This window comes from Acuticoccus kandeliae, assembly GCF_003073115.1.
On record NZ_QBBV01000001.1, the window covers coordinates 2,747,143 to 2,767,206 of the forward strand.

Here is a 20,064-nt window from a genome sequence, read left to right on the forward strand (position 1 = left end):
TGCCGCATCCCGCCGACGGCGAGTGTGACGAAGCCGCACCCAACGGTGAAAAAGCCCGCCCGAGAGGCGTGCGCGCACCCCAAAATCGTATACGTGCCCCGCTCTGTGACACTAGATTGAAGGCGGCCATCTGCTAAAGGGGCCGTCCATTGACTGCGGCAGCCGTCGGGCACCCGCAGCGCGTTCGTGCGCGCGCGGGGACGGGCCGCGACCCGAGAGGACGCACTGTTGGACGCCAACACCGCCACCGCACCGCCCCCCGGCGAGAAGGGCCGCAATCCGGCGAAGGGGGATCGGCCGAGCTTCGGCCAGGTGGTCGAATACGGGGTGATGCGCGTCCTCAGCGTGTTCCTGCGCCACGTTCCGGTCGGGATCGCCTCGGCGGCGGTGGGCTACACGCTCGGCACGATCATGCCGCTGACGCCGCGCAACAAGCAGGTGCTGGAGAACATGGCGTTCGCGATGCCGGAGCTCTCCGACGCCGAGCGCCTCAGGATGTCGCGCGCCATGTGGCACCATCTCGGCCGCGTGATCGGCGAGGCCTTCCAGATCGACCGCCTCGTGAAGGACAGGAGCCGTGTCGAGTTTCCGGCGAATTTCGAGGCCTTCAAGGAGCGCGTGAAGGACGGGGCGATCTGTCCCGCGCTCCATCTCGGCAACTGGGAGATCTCGGGCATCCTGCCGCGCGAGGCGGGGCTGAAGCTCTCCGGCGTCTACCAGAAGCTCCATAATCCGCTGGTGGAGACGTATCTGCGCCGCATGCGCGACAGCGCCTACCCCGCCGGCCTCTTCGCCAAGGGACCGCATGTCGGCCCGGCGCTCATCGCGCTGGCGCGCCAGGGCGTCGCCGTCGGCCTCGTCTCCGATTTTCGCGAGATGCGGGGCATCGGGGTGAACTTCTTCGGCCAGCCCGCCTTCGCGACGCCGCTCCCGGCGATGCTCGCCCGCATGACCGGCAAGCCGATGATCGCCGGCGCCGTGGTGCGCACCAAGGGCGCCCACTTCCGCGCGATGCTGGAGGAGGTGCCGGTCAACGTGACCGAGGATCGCGACCGCGACATCGCCGAGGCGACCCAGGCCCTCCACGACGTGTTCGAACGCTGGATCCGCGAGGCGCCGGAGCAGTGGATGTGGACGCACCGCAAGTGGGCCCGGTCGCGTCGCCGCACGCTCACCGTGGGCGACACGGTCCTCCCGCCGCTCGGCGCGGAGGAGATGGCGATGCCGGAGGAGGCCCCCGCCAGCGAGAAAGCGGCTTTGCCGGCGGAAACAGAACGGGCGGGCTGAGACGCGCCTCCCGTTCACGATGATGACGACTTTCCCTGGCCAGCGGCCGAATCGGCCTTATCTCAGGCTTGCACGGACCGCGTGCGCTCGGTACCCCTAGATCGTTTTTCACAGTCCAGCCCTGCGCGGAGCTGGACTTGGAGCTGAACTGGTCATGGGTGGACGACATTCAGGAGATGCGATCGATCGGCCGCAATCGCGCGATGGCCGTTCGTCGGGCACGGCCATGAGGGCCCGCCCACGCCGATCTTCTCCGATCATTCGAGAGTTGTGGTCCCGTGTACCGGTCGCTCACCGACCTATAGTTGGGCAGTACGTATGAACAAAATTCGGACGGCTAAGTTTCAGCTCGGCCAGGTGGTCCGCCATCGCGTGTTCAGTTTCCGGGGCGTCATCTTCGACGTCGACCCGACCTTTTCGAACACCGAGGAATGGTGGGAGGCGATCCCCGAGGACCTGCGTCCCCGCCGTGATCAGCCGTTTTATCACCTGTTCGCCGAGAACGACGAGACGGAATACATCGCTTACGTGTCCGAACAGAACCTTCTGCCGGACGACACGGGCGAGCCCGTGCGCCACCCTCAGGTGAGCGACATGTTCGAGCGGCGTGACGGCGCCTACTGCGCCCGCAGCTCCAACTTCCACTGATCCGCCGTCGCGGCAGCCCCGTCCGCGGGGCGTCGCACCCGGCACCGCGTCGAACGATGAAGGGGCATCCGTCGGGTGCCCCTCATTTCGTTTCGGCGTCTTACTGGCTGCTGCCTTTGACGGCGTTGCGCTGTGCTTCGATGAGCTTGTCGCGCTGGGCCTGGGCCCGATCTTCGAGTTGCCTCTGCAACGCCCGCTGCTGTTCTTGAAGCTGCTGCGGGTTGATCCCCTGCCCGTCATAGGTGGAGGTGAAGCCGACCAGCGTCAAATCGAAGCGAACGGGCTTCGCCTGCTGGTTCATCGTCATGAGCTCCAGCTTGCCGCCGGCCTTCAGGCGCGAGATGAAGGCCGCGTCGATCGCAAGCTCGGCATAGCAGGCGTTCGGGAAGCAGATCGAGAAGGGCGCGCGCTGCGCCCCGTTCCCATCGATCTGAAGCTGGACGCCGGGCTGGATCAGCATCCCGACCGGCACGGAGGCGAGCAGCGTCTTGCGCGCCTCGCCGGGGATCTCGCGGATCGCGACGGAGGCGAGGAACTGGCCCGAATCCGTCCGCAGCTCCTGCGTGATCAGGCAGAGTTCCTTGTTCGCCTGCGGATCGCGATTGCAGATCTTCACCCAGGCATTGTCCGGCGCCGCCTGGGCGAAGGTCGGCGCGGGAGAAAGGGCCGTCGCCATCGCGAGGGCGAATGCGGCGAAAACTTTGGCCAGATGCTTGGTCATGGAACCGTGCTCCTGCGAGGGCCCTTTGCGACAGGGCCTACTGGTTGGCCTGCTCGACGGCCTTGCGCTGCTCGGCGACGAGGCGGTCGCGGGCGGCCTGGGCGCGCTCCTCGAGCGACTTCTGGAGGTTCGCCTGCTGGCGCTGCAGCTCCTGCGGGTCGATGCCCTGGCCGTCATAGGCGGAGGTGAAGCCGATCAGCGTCATGTCGAAGCGGACGGGCTTGGCCTGCTGGTTGATCGTCGTCACCTGCAGCTTGCCACCGGCCTTCAGGCGGCTGATGAAGGCGGCGTCGATCGCGAGCTCGGCATAGCAGGCGTTCGGGAAGCAGATCGAGTAGACCGCGCGCTGCGCCTGGGCACCGTCGATCTGGAGCTGCACGCCGGCCTGGATCAGCATGCCGACCGGCACGGAGGTCAGCAGCGTCTTGCGCGCCTCGCCGGGGATCTCGCGGATCGCGACGGATGCGAGGAACTGGCCCGAATCGGTCCGCAGCTCCTGCGTGATCAGGCAGAGTTCCTTGTTCGCCTGCGGATCGCGGTTGCAGATCTTGACCCAGGCATTCTCTTGCTGCTGCTGCGCGTCCTGGGCGATGCTCGGCGCCGCAGGAAGGGCCGTCGCAGTCGCAAGTGCCAGTGCGGCAAACATCTTGGCCAAACGCATGGTCTATTCCCCCGTACTCATAGCTTGTGGCAGGTCGCGCCCCACCCGGTCACGGAACGCTTAGACCGGGTCAGCCAAAATGGCTAGAAGAGCGAGTATGACGATTCGGAAAATTCACGACATCGCTTGCGCGTCGAAGAGGCTGACGATGCTGATCACAACGCCCGCCGGACTTGCCACGGACCGGTTACTGCGCCGACGGATGCCCTTCATCGTCGTACTAGCCACGGCCGCGTTGGTTGCACTTTCGCCGCCGCAGGCGCAAGCGGCGAATGCGATCGCGATGCATGGCGATGCCGCGCTCGCCCCCGGCGCGCCGCTCCCCTACGCGAACCCCGATGCGCCGCAGGGCGGGCGCATGACTTTCGGCGCGCTCGGCACCTTCGATTCGCTCAACCCCATGATTCCACGCGGCTCCAAGGCGCCGGGCCTGCGCGACGCGCTCTACGGCAACCTCGTCTATGAGAGCCTGCTGGAGCGCAATTATGAGGAACCCTTCACCCTCTACGGCCTCCTCGCCTCCGACGTCGAGATGCCGCAGGCGCGCGACTGGGTGACCTTCACCATCGACGAGAAGGCCGCCTTCTCCGACGGCACCCCCGTCACCGCCGAGGACGTCGTCTTCTCGCTCGAGCTTCTGCGCGAGAAGGGCTGGCCCTATGCGCGAAATTATTATGCGAAGGTCGAGGCGATCGAGACGCCGGACGCGCGCACGGTCACCTTCCGCTTCCCGAACGCCAACGATCGCGAGCTGCCGATGATTCTCGGCCTGATGCCGATCCTGTCGAAGGCGAGCACCGATCCGGAGGCGTTCGGCCGCACCACGCTGAAGCCGCCCATCGGGACCGGCCCCTACGTGATCGACGCCGTGGACCCGAGCCGCAGCGTCACCTACCGGCGCAATCCGGACTATTGGGGCAACGACAACCCGCTGAACGCCGGCCGCTTCAACGCCGAGACCGTCCGCTTCAACTTCTATCGCGACGAGACGGCGATGTTCGAGGCGTTCAAGACCGGCGAGATCGACCTCTATCTCGACGCCGACGCCGGCCACTGGTCCTCGGCCTACGACTTCCCCGCGATCCGCGACGGGCGGGCGGTGAAGATGGAGGTGCCGACGGCGATCCCGCGGGGGATGTTCGCGTTCGTCTTCAACACGCGCCGCGCTCCGTTCGACGATGTGCGCGTGCGCGAGGCGATGAACCTCATGCTCGACTTCGACTGGATCAACCAGCAGCTCTTCTACGGCCAGCTTCGCCGCACCACGAGCTACTTCTCGAACTCCGAGCTGCAATCGACGGGGACGCCCGCGAGCGCGGCCGAGCGCGAGATGCTCGCCCCCTACCCCGACGCCGTGCGGGCGGACATCATGGACGGCACGTGGACGCCGCCGGTGTCGGACGGATCGGGGCGGGACCGCAAGAATGTGCGCGAGGCGCTGCGCCTCTTCGGCGAGGCGGGGTGGAGCGTGAAGGACGGCCGCCTCGTCAACGCGGCGGGCACGCCCTTCAGCTTCGAGATCCTGGTCGCGACGCGCGATGACGAGCGCCTCGCCCTCGCCTACCAGCGGCTCCTGCGCCCGATCGGGATCGACGCGCGCGTGCGCTACGCCGATTCCAGCCAGTACAACGCCCGCATGCTCGGCTTTGATTTCGACATGGCGCGCGTCTTCTGGCCGGCCTCCCTCTCGCCCGGCAACGAGCAGACGCACCGATGGTCCGAGGCGGCCGCGGACGTGGAGGGTTCGTTCAATTATGCCGGAGCGAAGACCCCCGCGATCGACGCAATGATCGCGGAAATGCTGGCCGCGACGACCCGCGAGCGGTTTGTCGACGCCGTCCATGCGCTTGATCGCGTGCTGTTGTCGGGCATCTATGTGGTGCCACTCTATCATTCGCCGGTGCAGTGGGTGGCCCGGTCGAGCCGCCTCGGCGTGCCCGACAAGCAGAACGTCGCCGGCGTGAAACTCGAAACATGGTGGGTCAATCCATGAGCGATATCGACACGAGCGCGCTGGAGCCCCTGCGCATCGACGTCGTCTCCGACGTGATGTGCCCCTGGTGTTTCATCGGCAAGCGGCGCCTTGAGAAGGCGCTCGACCAGATCGACGGTCTCGACGTCTCGGTGACGTGGCACCCCTTCCAGCTCGACCCGACGCTGCCGCCGGACGGGAAGGACCGGCAGCAATATCTGAGCGAAAAGTTCGGCGGGCCCGAGCGCGCCGAGGAGATCTACGCCCGCGTGCGCGCCGCCGGCGCTTCGGAGGACATTCCGTTCGCCTTCGAGAAGATCACCCGTTCGCCGAACACGCTCGACGCGCACCGCCTCATCCGCTGGGCGGACGTCGAGGGCGTGCAGGACGCGGTCGTGGAGCGCCTCTTCCAGCTCTATTTCCTGGAGGGCGCGGACCTCACCAAGACCGAGACGCTGGTGGGCGCCGCGACCGACGCCGGAATGGACGGCGAGATGGTCCGCCGCCTCCTCGAAAGCGAGGCCGACCTTGCCGAGACCGAGGCCGAGATCGTCCACGCCCAGGCGATGGGCGTCCAGGGCGTCCCCTGCTTCATCCTCGACGGGCGCTACGCGGTGAGCGGCGCGCAGCCGGCCGAGGTGCTGGCGGACGCCATCCGCCAGGTCGCGGTCGAGCGGCGCGAGAAGGTGGCGCCGTGAGCACCGGCCACGCGATCTGCGGCCTCGACCACACGATCATCGCCGTCGACGATCTCGGCGCGGGCGAGGCGATGCTCACCAGCCTCGGCTTCGCCGTGACGCCCCGCGGCATCCACTCGGCCCACAAGGGCACGGCGAACGCGACGTCCGTCTTTTCGAACGGCACCTATCTGGAGCTGCTCGGCGTCACCGCGCCGACCGAGTTCAATGCCGCGATGCGCGAGGCGCTCGCCGCGCGGCGCAACCTCTTCGGCATCGCGATGAAGACCGAGGACGCGGCCGCCGCCTACGAGGCGTTCGCGGCCGAGGGCATCGGCGCGGAGACGATGAACGCCTTCTCCCGGCCCGTCGAGCTTCCGGGCGGCACGCGCGAGGCCTCCTTCCGCACGACCAACATCGCGCACCGCACGACGCCGGGCGCGCATGTGTTCGTGTGCGAGCACCTGACGCCCGACGTCGTCTGGCGGCCGGACTTTCTCGATCAGCCGAACGCGGTCGCCGGGATCAAGCGGATCATCGGCGTCGCCGACGATCTCGACACGATCGCCGCGAAATGGGGCAAGATCGCGCCAGGCGGAGCCAAGGCCAGCCCCAGCCGGGTCGACCTCGATTTCGACAACGCAACGGTGACGTTCATGACGCCCCAGGCCTTCGCGACCGAGTTCGGGACGCCGACGGCCGCGCCCCCGGCCCTCGCCGCGATCGAGTTCGTCTCGCACGACCTCACCGCAACGCGGGCGGTATTGGAGAAAGCGGGCGTGCCGCATCCGGCCTCGCTCGTGGTCCCGCCCGAGTGCGCGGCGGGCGTCACGATGCGCTTCGTCGCCGCCTGACAGGATCGGCGCGCCCCCCGCTCAGACGGGGCCGGCCGACGCTTTCTTGTTCCGCTCGTCCTCGTCCATCGCGCGGACGGCGGCGGTCGCGGCGCGGCGCTTGACCTCCTCGTCGTCCGTCCCGGTCACGCGGACCGTCACCTCGCGGTGGGCGAAGTGGATGTCGTTCGCGGCGAAGGCCTCGCGCACGCGCTGGTAGACGTGGCGGCGGACGAGGAACTGGTCGCCCGGCTTCGTCTTGAACTTGATGCGGATGATCATCGCCGAATCCTCCATCTGGACGACGCCCTGACTCTTGGGCGGCTCCATGAAGAGGTGGCCGAGCTCCGGATCGGCCTTCATTTCCAGGCCGATATTCTTGATCAGCTTGCGCACCTTCTCGACGTCCGTGTCGTAGGTGAGGCGCACCGGCAGCTTCATGATCACCCAGTCGCGCGAGAAGTTGGTGAGCTGCTTGATCTCGCCGAACGGGATCGTGTGGAGCGGCCCCTCGTGGTGGCGAAGCTGGAAAGAGCGCACCGAGATCTTCTCCACCTGCCCCGCCGTGCTCCCGACCGAGATATACTCGCCCCGGCGGAAGGCGTCGTCGAAGAGGAAGAAGGCGCCGGAGAAGATGTCGCGGATGAGGGCCTGCGAGCCGAAGCCGATCGCGAGGCCGACGATGCCGGCACCGGCGAAGAGCGGGGCGACCGAGACGCCGAGGGACGACAGCACCACCGTCACGCAGACCGAGATGATGACGAAGAACATCACGCTTCGGAAGATGGGCAGGAGCGTCGCGAGGCGCGAGACGCCGGGGCCGAACCCCTCCCCCTCGTGGTCGCCGCCGGCCGATTCGGTCTCTTCCTCCAGCCGGATCGTCACCCAGAGCCGCACCGCCTCCCACGCCGCCCAGGCGACGAGCGCGGTCGCGGCGATGCCGAGGACCGCCTCGGCCTCGTCGAACCAGACCGCGCGGCGCACATCCCAGACGATCCCCAGCACCACGAAGCCGACGAGCACCGAGACGCCGATCGAGACGCGCTCATAAAGGTCCGTCCACGCGTCGTGGATGATGCCGAGCTTCAGCCGCTGGTCGTGCAGGATGATGAGGAGCCCGGCCGTGATCAGCGCAACGATGAGGGCGACGGTCGGCGCGATGATCGGCCCGGCCGTGTACTCATTGTCGATCGTGAGGCGCGAGACGGTGTTGAGGAAGGAGGCGACGAGGTAGCCGATCGCGAGCACCGGCCACACCACCGACAGGAGCCGCCGCAGCTTGTTGGGGCGCGGATGCGTGCCGAGGATGACCCGGCTCAGCTTCGGCCGGTGGATGAGGAGGATGATCGACAGGAGGATCACGGCGACGAAGGCCGGGATCAGCAGAAGCGTGTGCTTGCTCGCGAGCGCGATCGGCAGGTGCGAGAAGCTGATCGCGAAGAAGCCGATGATGTCGGTGATGATGAGCGCGCCGAGCACCTCCCTGAACAGCGCGTGGGCGAGATCGTCGTCGAACGGGGCGAGACGGGCGGCCCGGTCGGACGGGGAGAGGACCGCGAGGAGGACGCCGCGCAGCGCGACGAAGAGCGTCGCGGCGAGGATCGCGGTGAAGATCGTCGCCCGCTGGGGCGAGGCTTCCGGCTGGACGATCGCGAGCGTGATCGTCCCGATGACGAGGAGCGCCGCGGCCCCGCCCAGATGCCGCAGCATCACGATGAGGGCGTTGCTGATGAGGGCCGAGCGCGAATCGAGCGGCCGGTCGGTCCGGCGCGTCATCCGCCGCACGAGGCGGCCCGTGTACCAGTAGCCGACCCAGCCGACCGCGAGGCAGAGGCCGACATAGAGGATCGTCTTGACGAGCCACGTCACCGAGTCGCGCCCGACGACGGAGAAGCCGTTGGCGATGTCGGCCGGAAGGTTCGGGATGTTGCGGATCAGGTCTGCAAACGCCATGCGCGCCTGGAACATGCGGTCCATGGGCGCCATCTGAGGGGCCGGCGCGGGGGGCGGCGCGGCCGGGGGCACCACGAAGACATTGTTGCCGCCGGCTTCGAGCGCGTTCACCGCCGCCGTCATCGCGGCGCTGTTGGCGGAGGGCTCAGGCGTCGCGCCGGTGCTCGCCGTCTGGGCGAAGGCGGCGCCGGTGAAGAGCATGAGAAGGGTGGCAAAGAGGATCCGTGTCATATCGATTCCCATCCCCTCTTGCGGCTTGACGCGCTGCGAAAGCCCTCATAAGCGCCGGGATAACTTTAAGCGAGGGACCATGGAAGAGACTATTACGCCGGAGATCGTGCGCGCGCACGGTTTGACCCCGGACGAGTACGAACGTTTCAAGGCCCTCATCGGGCGGACGCCGAGCTTGACCGAACTCGGCATCGTCTCCGCCATGTGGAACGAGCACTGCTCCTACAAGTCCTCCCGCCCGCACCTGAAGACGCTGCCGACCACCGGTCCGCGCGTCATCCACGGCCCGGGCGAGAATGCGGGCGTCGTCGATATCGGCGACGGGCTCGCGGTCATCTTCAAGATGGAGAGCCACAACCACCCCTCCTATATCGAGCCCTATCAGGGCGCGGGGACGGGCGTCGGCGGCATCCTGCGCGACGTCTTCACCATGGGGGCGCGGCCGATCGCGACCCTCAACGCCATCCGCTTCGGCTCGCCCGATCACCCCAAGACGCGCCACCTCCTCGCAGGCGTCGTCGCGGGCATCGGCGGCTACGGCAACGCGTTCGGCGTGCCGACGGTGGGCGGCGAGGTCGAGTTCGACCCCTCCTATGACGGCAACTGCCTCGTCAACGCGATGGCGGTCGGCATCGCGCGCCAGGACGGGATCTTCCTGTCGAAGGCCGAGGGTGTCGGCCGGCCGATCGTCTATCTCGGCTCCAAGACCGGGCGCGACGGCATCCACGGCGCGACCATGGCCTCGGCGACCTTCGAGACCGAGGACCAGGCCGAGCGCTCCGCCGTCCAGGTCGGCGACCCGTTCGCGGGCAAGCGCCTCCTCGAGGCGTGCCTGGAGCTCATGAAGACCGGCGCCGTCATCGCGATCCAGGACATGGGCGCTGCCGGCCTTACCTCCTCGGCCGTCGAGATGGGCGCGAAGGGCAATCTCGGCATCCACCTCAATCTCGACGCCGTGCCCTGCCGCGAAGAGAACATGACCGCCTACGAGATGATGCTGTCTGAGAGCCAGGAGCGGATGCTCATGGTGCTCGACCCGGCGCATTGGGAAGAGGCGCAGGCGATCTTCAAGAAGTGGACGCTCGATTCGGCGATCGTCGGCGAGACGACGGACGATCTGCGCTTCCGCATCACCCACAAGGGCCGCGTCGAGGCGGACCTGCCGATCAAGGAACTCGGCGACGAGGCCCCCGTCTACCACCGCCCCTTCGTCGACCCGCCCGCCCCGCCGGCGCTGGAAGACTCGGACGCGGACGCGCCGAACGATGTCGCCGAGGCACTCCTCACCCTTCTCGGCAGCCCGAACGGGTCCTCGCGCCGCTGGGTGTGGGAGCAATATGACCACGTGATTTCGGGCAATGTCGCGAACGGGCCGGGGGGCGATGCCGCGGTCGTGCGCATCGGCGACGGCCCCCTCGCCCTCGCGATGACGGTCGACGTGTCGCCCCGCTATTGCTGGGCCGACCCCGTGGAGGGCGGCAAGCAGGCGGTCGCGGAGGTGTGGCGCAACCTCACCGCCGTCGGCGCCGAACCGCTCGCGATCACCGACAATCTCAACTTCGGCAGCGCGATGCGGCCGGAGATCATGGGCCAGTTCGTCGGCTGCATCCGCGGCATCGGCGAGGCCTCGCGCGCGCTCGACTTCCCCGTCGTTTCCGGCAACGTGTCCCTCTACAACGAGACCGACGGGCAGGCGATCCTGCCGACCCCCGCGATCGGCGGCGTCGGCCGCCTCGCCGACATCGACAAGCGCGTCGGCCTCGCCTTCGGCGGCGCAGGCGAAACCATCTTCCTCGTCGGCGGGCATGGCGACCATCTCGGCCAGTCCCTCTATCTCGACGTGATCCGCAACCGCCGCGCCGGTCCCCCGCCCCCGGTCGACCTCGCGCGCGAGCGGCGCCACGGCGATTTCGTGCGCGGCGCGATCAATGACGGCCTCGTCTCGGCCTGCCATGACGTCTCCTCCGGCGGCCTCGGCGTCGCGCTCGCGGAGATGGCGATCGCCTCCGGCCTCGGCGCGAAGCTCGACATTCCGGACCCCGTCCACCTCTACCTCTTCGGCGAGGATCAGGGCCGCTATGTGCTGACGACGGCGACCCCCGAATCGCTCCTCAAGGCCGCGATCGATGCCGGTGTGGCCATTGCGCCCATCGGTACGGTCGGCGGGGAGAATTTGACCGTTGCCGGGCGGTTCAGTGTATCGTGCGCGGACCTGAAGAATGCGCACGAGGGGTGGATGCCCGCCTACATGGCGCGGCATACCGCATAAGCCCGTGACGGGAGGCCGGTATGGCGATGGATCAGCACGAGATCGAGCGACTCATTCGCGAGGCGCTCCCCGACGCGAGGATCGAGGTGCGCGATCTCGCTGGTGACGGCGACCACTACGCCGCGACCGTCATTTCGGAGGCGTTTCGCGGCAAGACGCGGGTCGCCCAGCACAAGATCGTCTACGACGCGCTGAAAGGGCGAATGGGCGGTGAATTGCACGCCCTTGCCCTACAAACCGTCGCACCCGACGCATAGATTGAGCCTCAAAACCCACGAGGAATTCGCATGAGTAACGCGCACGAGACCATCGACAACGCCGTCAAGTCGAACGACGTCATGCTCTTCATGAAGGGCACGCCGAACTTCCCGCAGTGCGGCTTTTCCGGCCAGGTCGTGCAGATTCTCGACTATCTCGGCGTCGAGTACGGCTCGATGAACGTCCTCGAGGACGCCGAGATCCGCAACGGCATCAAGGAATATTCCAACTGGCCGACGATCCCCCAGCTCTACGTGAAGGGTGAGTTCGTCGGCGGTTGCGACATCGTGCGGGAAATGTTCCAGGCGGGCGAGCTGCAGGAACACCTGACGAGCGCCGGCATCCCGACGCGCGACACCGCCGCCTGAAGCCAGCACCCCAATCCGACCGGCCGGTTCGCCTTTCACGGGCGGGCCGGCCGTCGATCGTTTGAGGAACGGTCCGGACCGCTGGTCACGGGCCGTTTGCTGCGTCTAGATCATCTCGCGCTCGATCGAGCGCGGACAAGATGATCTAGCACCTTGAAGGCGAGCGGCTTTTTCTCGCTCGATTGTTTCCAATGGAGCGAGAGCCGCTCTAAAATGCAAGTCTGCGCTCCGTCTCGGAGCATCGGACGATTCGTGCCTTCAGCAGCCTCCTTCAACAGCCTCCCCACCAAGGTGCGCGGCGCCATTGCGTTCGTCGTGCTGTGCGGTGTCGGGGCGGCCGCCTCCCACACGCCGATGCCGCTTCCGTGGCTGCTCGCGCCCCTCATCGGTGGCGCGATCCTGTCGACGCTGGGCCTGAAACTCGGCATCAGCGATGTCGTGCGCAAGGGCGGCCAGCTCGGCGTCGGCCTCTCGATCGGCATCCTCTTCTCCGGCGACGTCGCGCTGCGCATCCTCTCCTGGTGGTACGTCATCCTCGGGACCTGCATCGTCTCGCTGATCATCTGCGCGCTGATCTCGCGCATGATGGCGCGCCTCGGCGGGATCGACACGACCACCGCCTTCTTCTGCTCGATGCCCGGCGGCCTTGCCGAGATGGCCGGCTTCGCGACGACCTTCGGCGCGAACCCCAGCCTCGTCTCGCTGGTGCAGAGCCTGCGCATCTTCGTCATCGTCCTCACCCTGCCGCTCGCCGTCACGCTGTCGGTGGAGGGGCACGGCGCGCCGCACGTGCTGCCGCCGATCTCGGTGGGGCTCCTCGCCCTCGCCTGCGCGACGTGCCTCCTGGTCGGAACGACGCTGAACCGGCTGAAGGTGTTCAACGCCTGGCTCCTCGGCGGGCTCATGGTCGGCATCACCATCGCCCTCCTGATGCCGGAGCCGCATTCGGTGCCGCCGCTCTTCAAGATCCTCGTCCAGGTGATGATCGGGAGCGCGCTCGGCGCCCGCTTCGACGCCGCGCACCTGCGCCGCGCGCATCGCCTCGTGCCGGCGGCGCTCTTGGCGATCGTCGTCTCGATCCTTGCCCATCTCGGCCTCGCCGCGCTCGTCTCGGGCGTGATCCCCTATCCGGTCGCCGTGCTCGCGACGGCGCCGGGCGGCATCGCCGAGATGTCGCTGACGGCCGCCGTCCTCAACCTGCAGCCCGAATTCGTGACCGCGTGGCAGCTCGGCCGGATCATCGTCGTCGCGACTCTGACCGCCCCGCTCTTCAACCTCGTGCGCCGGATGGAGACGCGCGCCACTTGATGGCGGCGGGCCGATCGCCTCCAATCGGCGCATCGCCCGCGGATCCGCGAAGGAGCCCCATGCCCGCCACCGATCCGGCCACGCCGCAGGACGAGGAGGCGGCCGCCTGGGCGCGCCTCCCCGTGCTCGCGCACGCCGCGGCGCTGCTGATCGAGAACGGGCAGACGACGGAGCGGACCGTCCTCGCGGTGGAGGGGCTCGCGACGGTGACCGGCACGCCCGTGCGCGTCTATGTGCGCTGGGGCGAGGTGCGCGTCGAAGCGCACGCCGCGGGCCGCACGCAGATGCGTTCGGTCACCGCCGCGCCGCTCGGCGTCCACATGGGAAAGGTCGCCGAGACGATGGAGGCGATCGAGGCGGTGCGGGCCGGATCCCTCTCCGTCGACGCGCTCGGGGCGCGGCTCGACCGGATCGCCGCCATGCCGCCCGTCTCCACGCCCCGCTTCGCGCTCTTCGCGGCGATCGGGGCGGCGGCGCTCGCGATCCTCTTCGGCGCGAGCGAGCCCGCGACCATCCTTCTCGCGATGGCGAGCGCCGGGGGCGGGGCGGTGTTGCGCCGCATCGTCGCCCGGCGCACCGCGAACCCGTTCGCCCAGCCCCTCGTCGCCGCGCTCCTCGCGGGGCTCGCCGGCGGTGTGGCGCTGTCGCGGGGTCTTGCCACCGAGGCGCGGCTCGTCATGCTGTGCCCGTGCATGGTGCTGGTGCCGGGGCCCCATTTCCTCAACGGCTTCATCGACCTCCTGCGCGCCAGGATCAGCCTCGGCATCGCGCGCGTCGCCCTTGCGGGGATGATCGTGGTCGCAATCTCGGCGGGCCTCCTCGCCGGGCTCGCCGCTACCGGCAGCACCCTCCCCTCGGCCGGCAGCCCGCCACCCCTCGCCTTCACCCTCGACATCATCGCGGCGGGCCTCGCGGTCAGCGCCTACGGCACCTTCTTCTCGATGCCCTGGCGCTATCTCCCTATCCCGATCCTCATCGGCATGATGGCGCACGCGTCGCGCTGGGCCGCGCTCGTCCTCGCGGGGGCGAGCCTCGAGGTCGGCGCACTCGTCGCGTGCCTGATCGCCGGCCTTCTCGTGACGCCGATCTCGCGGGTGCTGCGCCTTCCCTTCGCGGCCTTCGCCTTCGCCGCCGTCGTCTCGCTGATCCCCGGCATCTTCCTCTTCGAGATGGCCGCCGCGACCGTCGCCCTCCTCCACGCGGGCGAGGCGGGAGCCGGATCGCTGCTTCTCCCGATCGCAACGAACGGGGCGGCGGCGCTCCTCATCCTCCTCGCCATGACGATCGGCGTGATCGTCCCCAAGATGATCATCGACGCGATCTGGCCCTTTGCCGACGACGCGCCGCTGCGCGACCGATAGCCCCACCCCGCGCCCACACGGGCGCGCCACGGAACCGCCAAGGTCGCGCCGGGGCGGGTGTATACTTTTCGTCCTCACCCCATACGGAAGCCAGCACTACTCCGGCCCAGCCGCTTTGATACGATCCGCCCAACCAATGGGAACGCAATCCTGCGTCCGTTCCAATCGCCAATAAGGGAAGTTTGGGCATGATCCGTGTAGGGGTTCACGTCGCCTCGATCGCCATTGCCGGGCTCATGGTGTCGACCGCAGCCAATGCCGCGGACATCACCTGGAAGTTCGCGCACATCGTCAGTCCCGCGACGCCGGCCGGCCAAGCCGCCGAGAAGCTCGCCGAGCTGATCGCCGAGCGCTCCGACGGGCGCATGGAGATCGAGATCCACCCGTCCGCCTCGCTCGGCGACGACGCGCAGATCATCGAGCAGATCCAGTTCGATTCGGTCCAGATGGGCATCCCGCCGACGGCCAAGCTCGGCAACTTCGAGCCGCGCATGCAGGTCTTCGACCTGCCCGTCATCTTCCCCTCGCCCGAGGCCGCCTATGCCGTCCTCGACGGCCCGATCGGCCAGGAGCTTCTCGACACGCTCGACGAGAAGGGCCTCAAGGGTCTCGGCTACTGGGAGAGCGGCTTCAAGCACCTCACCGCGAACAAGCCGATCACTTCGATCGCGGACCTTTCGGGCGTGAAGGTGCGCACGATGGACAGCCCGCTGATCATCGACCAGTACCGCTCCTGGGGCGCGAACCCGATCCCGCTTCCCTTCGGCGAGGTCTACAACGCCCTCCAGTCGGGCGTCGCCGAGGCGCAGGAGAACTCGCTGACCTCCGTCGACACGATGAAGTTCTACGAGGTGCAGTCCGACCTCACTTTGTCGGGCCACGCCTACCTCCCCTACGCCTTCATCGTCAGCAAGACGGCCTGGGAAGGCCTCCCGGACGACCTCAAGGAGATCGTGGCGCAGGCCGTGCTCGACGCGCGTGACTACAACCGCGAGCTGACCGCCGCGCTCGACGAGTCGCTGGTCACGAAGTTCAAGGAGAACGGCATGAACGTCTCCGAGCTCAGCGACGAGGCCCGCGCCGAGTTCGTCGACGCGAGCCGCCAGGTGCACGAGGGCTTCGCCTCCATCGTGACGCCGGAGCTTCTCGAGCGGATCTACGCGGAAACCAACTAAGTCGGTCCCGCGCCGGGGTCCTGGAGCGTTTCAATGCGCTACGCGTTAAAGGCGCTCGACTTCACCGAAGACGCGGCGATGGTGGTGTGCATCGCGCTCGCCGCCTCGCTCGTCATCATTCAGGTCGTGCTGCGCTATGTGTTCAACACGTCCATCTTCTGGGCCGAGGAGCTCGTCCGCTACACCGTGGTGTGGATGGCCTTCATCGGGGCGGGGATGGGCGTGCGGCGGGGGAAGCACATCTCCGTCGACCTGCTCCAGACCTTCCTGCCCGAGCGGCAGGCCCGGATCGTGGCGATCGCGGCCGCCTTCGTCGGCTGCGTCTTCGCGGCGCTCCTCTTCTGGTACGGCCTCGCCCTCGTCCGCCATGCCTTCGCGATGGGCCAGCGCTCGTCCGCGATGCGGGTCCAGATGGCCTGGGTCTATCTGATCCTGCCGATCGCCGGCACCTTCATGCTGGTGCGCTTCGCCGAACTCGGCCACGCCTTCATCACGGGCGCGCGTTCGGCGCGCATCGATGTCGACCATCTCGCCCGCGAAGCCGGCATCGAGCCCGGCGACTGATCTGATGCCCCTCATCATTCTCGCGCTCGTCTGTGGCGGGCTCCTCGTCGGCGTGCCGATCTTCGTCGCGCTCGCCCTCTCGGCCTTTCTCGGGGTCGGGATCTTCACCTCCTCGCCGACCGTCGTGGTCGCCCAGCGCCTCTTCGCGGGGATCGACAATTTCACGCTGATGTCGATCCCGTTCTTCGTGCTCGCGGCCGAATTGATGCGCGTCGCGGGGATCGCGGAACGGCTCCTCCGCCTCGCACGCGTCCTCGTCGGATGGCTCCCCGGCGGGCTCGCGGCCTCCGGCGTTGTCGCGTGTCTCTTCTTCGGCTCGATCAGTGGGTCGAGCCCGGCGACGCTCGCCGCGATCGGCAGCATCATGATCGTCGCGCTGATCCAGGCCGGCTATCCGGAGCGCTTCTCGATCGGCCTCATGACGACGGCCGGCTCGCTCGGCATCGTCATCCCGCCGAGCATCACGCTCATCATCTACGGCGCGGTCACCGGCACCTCGATCGGCCAGCTCTTCGCGGCCGGGCTCCTCCCCGGCCTTCTCCTCGCCGGGATGCTCATCATCTATTGCGGCTTTTCCGGCTGGCTCTACCGCGTGCCGCTGGAGGCGCGGCCGAGCGGGCGCGAGATTTTGAGCGCCATCAAGGACGCCTCATTCGGCCTCGGCCTGCCGGTCATCCTTCTCGGCGGCATCTATACGGGCGTCTTCACACCGACCGAATCGGCCGCCGTCGCGGTGTTCTACGGGCTGGTGGTGGGCGTCTTCATCTACCGCACGATCAGCCTGCGCACCCTCGTCACCGTGCTGCGCGAGACGGGGCTCGTCTCGGCGACGCTGCTCCTGATCGCGGCCGGCGCATCGGCGCTCTCATGGATGCTCGCGAGCCAGGGGATTGTCTCCTCCGTCGCGAACAGCGTCCTCTCCTCGACCGACAACCCGCTCCTGATCCTCCTCCTCTTCAACATCGTGCTGATCGTCGCGGGCTGCTTCCTCGACGGGACGTCCGCGGTCATCATCCTCGCCCCGCTGATGCTGAAGATCATCAACGCGGTCGGCGTCGATCCTGTCCATTTCGGGATCATCACCCTCGTCAATGTCGAGCTCGGGATGATGACGCCGCCCGTCGGCCTCAACCTCTTCGTGGCGTGCGCAATCACGCGAAAGCCGATCCACATCGTGGCGCTCGCGGTCATTCCGAGCACGTTGATCGTCCTCCTCGGGCTGATGATCATCACCTACGTCCCGTGGATCTCGATGGCGCTGCCCAATGCCCTCTATCGCTGAGCCGCCGCTGCGCATCGCGGGCGGGCACGTCCTCCTCGCCGAGGACGGCGGCCCACTCGCCGCCCTGCCGCGCGACCTCTGGGTGAGCGGCGGGACCATCCTGCGGATCGCGCAGCCGGGCGCGGATGGGATCGAGGGCGAGCAGGTGCTCGACGCCACCGGCACGCTCGTGGCGCCTGGGCTCATCAACGCGCACACCCACTCCCCGCTTGTCTCGCTGCGCGGGACGACGGACGGGCTCGGCCATGTGGGCTTCATGTGGCGCAACCAGGCCGACACCGCCGGTCGCCGCGCCGAGGAGGTCTACGCCCACGCCTACGCCCAGGCGCTGGAGGCGCTCGCCGGCGGCACCACGGCGATGATCGACCACTTCCCCGAGCAGAATCCGGGCCTTGCCGACATCGAGGCCGCCGTCGCCGCCTACCGCGACGCGGGGCTGCGCTGCACCCTGGCGCTCCGCATCTTCGACGGGGCCTATGACGACATCCTGCCCCGGCCGGAGAGCGGCCTCGTCCCGCCGGACCCCTCGCCGCTCGCGCCTGAGAGCGTCGACACGCTGATCGGGGTCTGCACCGAGGCCGTCGCGGCATGGCATGGGGCGGATGGGCGCATCGCGCTGATGCCGGGCCCGTCGAACCCGCTTCGCTGCTCCGACGCCCTCCTCACCGCCAGCGCGGCACTGGCCGAGGCGCGCGATCTCGGCCTTCACGCGCACATGCTGGAGACGCGCCGGCAGCGCGACCTCAGCCGCGCGCGGCATGGCGTCTCGAACGTCGCCCATCTCGACGCGCTCGGCATCCTGTCGCCGCGCTGGTCGCTCGCCCACTGCGTCTGGGTGGACGAGGGCGACATCGACGCCTTCGCCGCGAAGGGCGGGATCCCAATCCACAATCCGGCGAGCAACGCCAAGCTCCAGGTCGGCACCGCGCCGATCGCCACGCTGCTCGCGCGCGGCATCACCGTCGCCCTCGGCACCGACGGGGCGAGCACCAGCGACACGCTCGACATGCACGAGGCGATGGCGCTGGCGGCGCTCGTCTCGCGGGTGCGCGGCGAGCCGACCTCCGCGGCCGCGGCCTACGATCTCGCGACGACGGGCGGCGCGGCGGCGCTCCGCCAGGCCGATGTGCGCGGCCGGATCGAACCGGGCGCGGCGGCCGACCTCACCTTCTACGACCTTGCCGCCCCCTCTCTCGCCCCGCTCCACGACGCCGTGCAGCAGCTCGTCTTCGCCGTGCGCGCGGACGCCGTGTGCCGCACGATGGTCGCGGGCCGCACCGTCTTCGTGCGCGACGCCGCCCATGCGGCGAAGCTCCGCGCCGCAGCCGCCCGCGCCGCAGAGGCCAAGGCGGCCGCCGTCGCGCGCGCGACCCACCTCTCGGCGTTCGCGGCGGCGATGGCGGCGGACGAGCGGCGGGCGCGGGAGAGCGCGGCGGGCAGCTGAGCCCGCCTCAGCCGGTCGCGGCCTCCGCGCCCTCGACAGGCTCCACGCGGAGCGCGTCGAGATGGCGGGCGAGCTGCTCGGCAAATTTCGCGACCGCGACGGGGAGCGTGCGGCCCTTCAGCTGGCAGACGACGAGCGGCCCGTGCGCGACGTCCTTGTCGCTGAGGGGACGGTAGACGAGCCCGTCCGACTGGGGCGGATGGGGGGCGCCGATCTCGGCCTGGAAGGTCACGACGTCGCCGCCGCGCGCGAGGTTGCGCAACAGCTCGAACGAGTTCGATTCGAGCTGCACGTCGAGCCGGGCGGAGCTGCGGGCGAGGAGGTCGTCGATGATCGCGCGCGTGCCGAAATCGCTGCTCGGCAGCGCGATCGGGTAGCCGACGCAGTCGCGCACCCTGAGGCCCGGCTTCTTCGCGAGCGGGTGGTCCTGCGCCATGATCGCGACGAGGCGCTGGCCGAGGACGCACAATGGCTGGATGTCGACGCTGCGGTCGGGGCGGAAGACGATGGCGAGGTCGCTCTCGAACTCGCGCAGCATCCTGACGGCGACGGCGTGGTCGCGCACCTCCACATTGAAGCGCACCTGCGGGAAGACGCTGCGGAAAAGGGTGATCTCCTGCGGCAGGAAGAAGGGCACCAGCGCCTGGCTGCAGCAGATGCGCACGTTGCCGCGCCTGAGGCCCGACATGTCCTCGATCTGCGATTTCAGCCGGTCGAGATCGGCGGCCTGGCCGCGGATCCAGCGCAGCATCCCCTCGCCCGCCGCCGTGAGGTGGATGCCTTGCGCGGTGCGCTCGAAGATCGGGGTGCCGAGATCCTCCTCCACGTCGCGGATGCGGCGCTGGAGGGCGGAGGGGGTGATGTTCAGCTTCTCGGCGGCCTTGCGCAGCGAACCGGACCGCGCCGCCTCGTCGACATAGGTCCAGATCCGCATGTGCCGCATCGGCCAGAGTCTCCCAGTCGGACGCGCGACGACGACGGGTCGGGCACGCGGCGTCGTCGCGCCACGAGCCGACCACTCTCAGGCGGAGCGGGTCCCTGGCAAGTGTTCT

Annotated in this window: 18 protein-coding genes; 14 read left to right on the forward strand and 4 right to left on the reverse strand. The window is 68.6% G+C overall.

Features of this window, described 5'->3' with window-relative positions:
- Positions 1–228 precede the first annotated feature (228 nt).
- Together DBV35_RS12465 and hspQ are read left to right on the forward strand one after the other, a co-directional pair.
- The gene (locus DBV35_RS12465; RefSeq protein ID WP_108660435.1) at positions 229–1,287 is read left to right on the forward strand and encodes a lysophospholipid acyltransferase family protein; all 1,059 of its coding nucleotides are present in this window, start codon (positions 229–231) and stop codon (positions 1,285–1,287) included.
- Between the two features lie 318 nt (positions 1,288–1,605).
- Entirely contained in the window at positions 1,606–1,935 is a 330-nt protein-coding gene (gene hspQ / locus DBV35_RS12470; RefSeq protein ID WP_108660436.1) for a heat shock protein HspQ, read from the forward strand.
- A 100-nt stretch (positions 1,936–2,035) separates the two neighbouring features.
- Here the strand turns inward: hspQ and DBV35_RS12475 are convergent, their stop codons facing one another.
- Both DBV35_RS12475 and DBV35_RS12480 read right to left on the reverse strand, forming a co-directional pair.
- Positions 2,036–2,656 carry an invasion associated locus B family protein gene (locus DBV35_RS12475; RefSeq protein WP_108660437.1) on the reverse strand — a complete coding sequence of 207 codons (621 nt, stop codon included), beginning with the start codon at positions 2,654–2,656 and terminating at the stop codon, positions 2,036–2,038.
- Between the two features lie 37 nt (positions 2,657–2,693).
- On the reverse strand, positions 2,694–3,317 hold the full coding sequence (locus DBV35_RS12480; RefSeq protein WP_108660438.1) for an invasion associated locus B family protein: 624 nt from the start codon (positions 3,315–3,317) through the stop codon (positions 2,694–2,696).
- 283 nt (positions 3,318–3,600) lie between these two features.
- Between DBV35_RS12480 and DBV35_RS12485 the strand changes: the two genes are divergently transcribed.
- Genes DBV35_RS12485 through DBV35_RS12495 form a run of 3 tightly spaced genes read left to right on the forward strand, consistent with a single transcriptional unit; the run spans position 3,601 to position 6,820 of the window.
- A complete protein-coding gene (locus DBV35_RS12485) occupies positions 3,601–5,310 on the forward strand; it encodes an extracellular solute-binding protein (RefSeq protein ID WP_157961703.1) in 1,710 nt (569 codons plus the stop codon).
- Entirely contained in the window at positions 5,307–5,987 is a 681-nt protein-coding gene (locus DBV35_RS12490; RefSeq protein ID WP_108660440.1) for a DsbA family oxidoreductase, read from the forward strand. The genes DBV35_RS12485 and DBV35_RS12490 overlap by 4 nt, the downstream gene beginning before the upstream one ends.
- Positions 5,984–6,820, forward strand: a complete 837-nt coding sequence (locus DBV35_RS12495) for a VOC family protein (RefSeq protein WP_157961704.1) — start codon at positions 5,984–5,986, stop codon at positions 6,818–6,820. Before DBV35_RS12490 ends, DBV35_RS12495 begins: the two co-directional genes overlap by 4 nt.
- Positions 6,821–6,841: 21 nt before the next feature.
- Here the strand turns inward: DBV35_RS12495 and DBV35_RS30625 are convergent, their stop codons facing one another.
- Entirely contained in the window at positions 6,842–8,983 is a 2,142-nt protein-coding gene (locus DBV35_RS30625; protein WP_211099949.1) for a mechanosensitive ion channel family protein, read from the reverse strand.
- 79 nt (positions 8,984–9,062) lie between these two features.
- Between DBV35_RS30625 and purL the strand changes: the two genes are divergently transcribed.
- From purL to DBV35_RS12545, 9 genes are all read left to right on the forward strand, one after another.
- Complete coding sequence (purL, locus tag DBV35_RS12505) at positions 9,063–11,252, forward strand: phosphoribosylformylglycinamidine synthase subunit PurL (RefSeq protein ID WP_108660441.1); 2,190 nt, start codon at positions 9,063–9,065, stop codon at positions 11,250–11,252.
- 20 nt (positions 11,253–11,272) lie between these two features.
- The gene (locus DBV35_RS12510) at positions 11,273–11,509 is read left to right on the forward strand and encodes a BolA family protein (RefSeq protein WP_108660442.1); all 237 of its coding nucleotides are present in this window, start codon (positions 11,273–11,275) and stop codon (positions 11,507–11,509) included.
- A 30-nt stretch (positions 11,510–11,539) separates the two neighbouring features.
- Positions 11,540–11,878 carry a Grx4 family monothiol glutaredoxin gene (grxD, locus tag DBV35_RS12515; RefSeq protein WP_108660443.1) on the forward strand — a complete coding sequence of 113 codons (339 nt, stop codon included), beginning with the start codon at positions 11,540–11,542 and terminating at the stop codon, positions 11,876–11,878.
- Between the two features lie 252 nt (positions 11,879–12,130).
- Entirely contained in the window at positions 12,131–13,186 is a 1,056-nt protein-coding gene (locus DBV35_RS12520) for an AbrB family transcriptional regulator (RefSeq protein WP_157961705.1), read from the forward strand.
- Positions 13,187–13,245: 59 nt separating this feature from the next.
- Positions 13,246–14,547 (forward strand): threonine/serine exporter family protein, encoded by a 1,302-nt coding sequence (locus DBV35_RS12525; protein WP_170134913.1) that lies wholly within the window; start codon positions 13,246–13,248, stop codon positions 14,545–14,547.
- Between the two features lie 188 nt (positions 14,548–14,735).
- Positions 14,736–15,722 carry a TRAP transporter substrate-binding protein gene (locus DBV35_RS12530; RefSeq protein WP_108660446.1) on the forward strand — a complete coding sequence of 329 codons (987 nt, stop codon included), beginning with the start codon at positions 14,736–14,738 and terminating at the stop codon, positions 15,720–15,722.
- A 33-nt stretch (positions 15,723–15,755) separates the two neighbouring features.
- Positions 15,756–16,286: a TRAP transporter small permease gene (locus DBV35_RS12535; RefSeq protein ID WP_108660447.1), complete on the forward strand. Its 531-nt coding sequence runs from the start codon at positions 15,756–15,758 to the stop codon at positions 16,284–16,286.
- 4 nt (positions 16,287–16,290) lie between these two features.
- The gene (locus DBV35_RS12540; protein WP_108660448.1) at positions 16,291–17,568 is read left to right on the forward strand and encodes a TRAP transporter large permease; all 1,278 of its coding nucleotides are present in this window, start codon (positions 16,291–16,293) and stop codon (positions 17,566–17,568) included.
- Positions 17,552–19,012: an amidohydrolase family protein gene (locus DBV35_RS12545; protein ID WP_108660449.1), complete on the forward strand. Its 1,461-nt coding sequence runs from the start codon at positions 17,552–17,554 to the stop codon at positions 19,010–19,012. The genes DBV35_RS12540 and DBV35_RS12545 overlap by 17 nt, the downstream gene beginning before the upstream one ends.
- Positions 19,013–19,019: 7 nt before the next feature.
- On the opposite strand, the gene DBV35_RS12550 is transcribed toward DBV35_RS12545, so the two are convergent.
- Complete coding sequence (locus DBV35_RS12550) at positions 19,020–19,955, reverse strand: LysR family transcriptional regulator (RefSeq protein ID WP_108660450.1); 936 nt, start codon at positions 19,953–19,955, stop codon at positions 19,020–19,022.
- Positions 19,956–20,064: the final 109 nt, after the last annotated feature.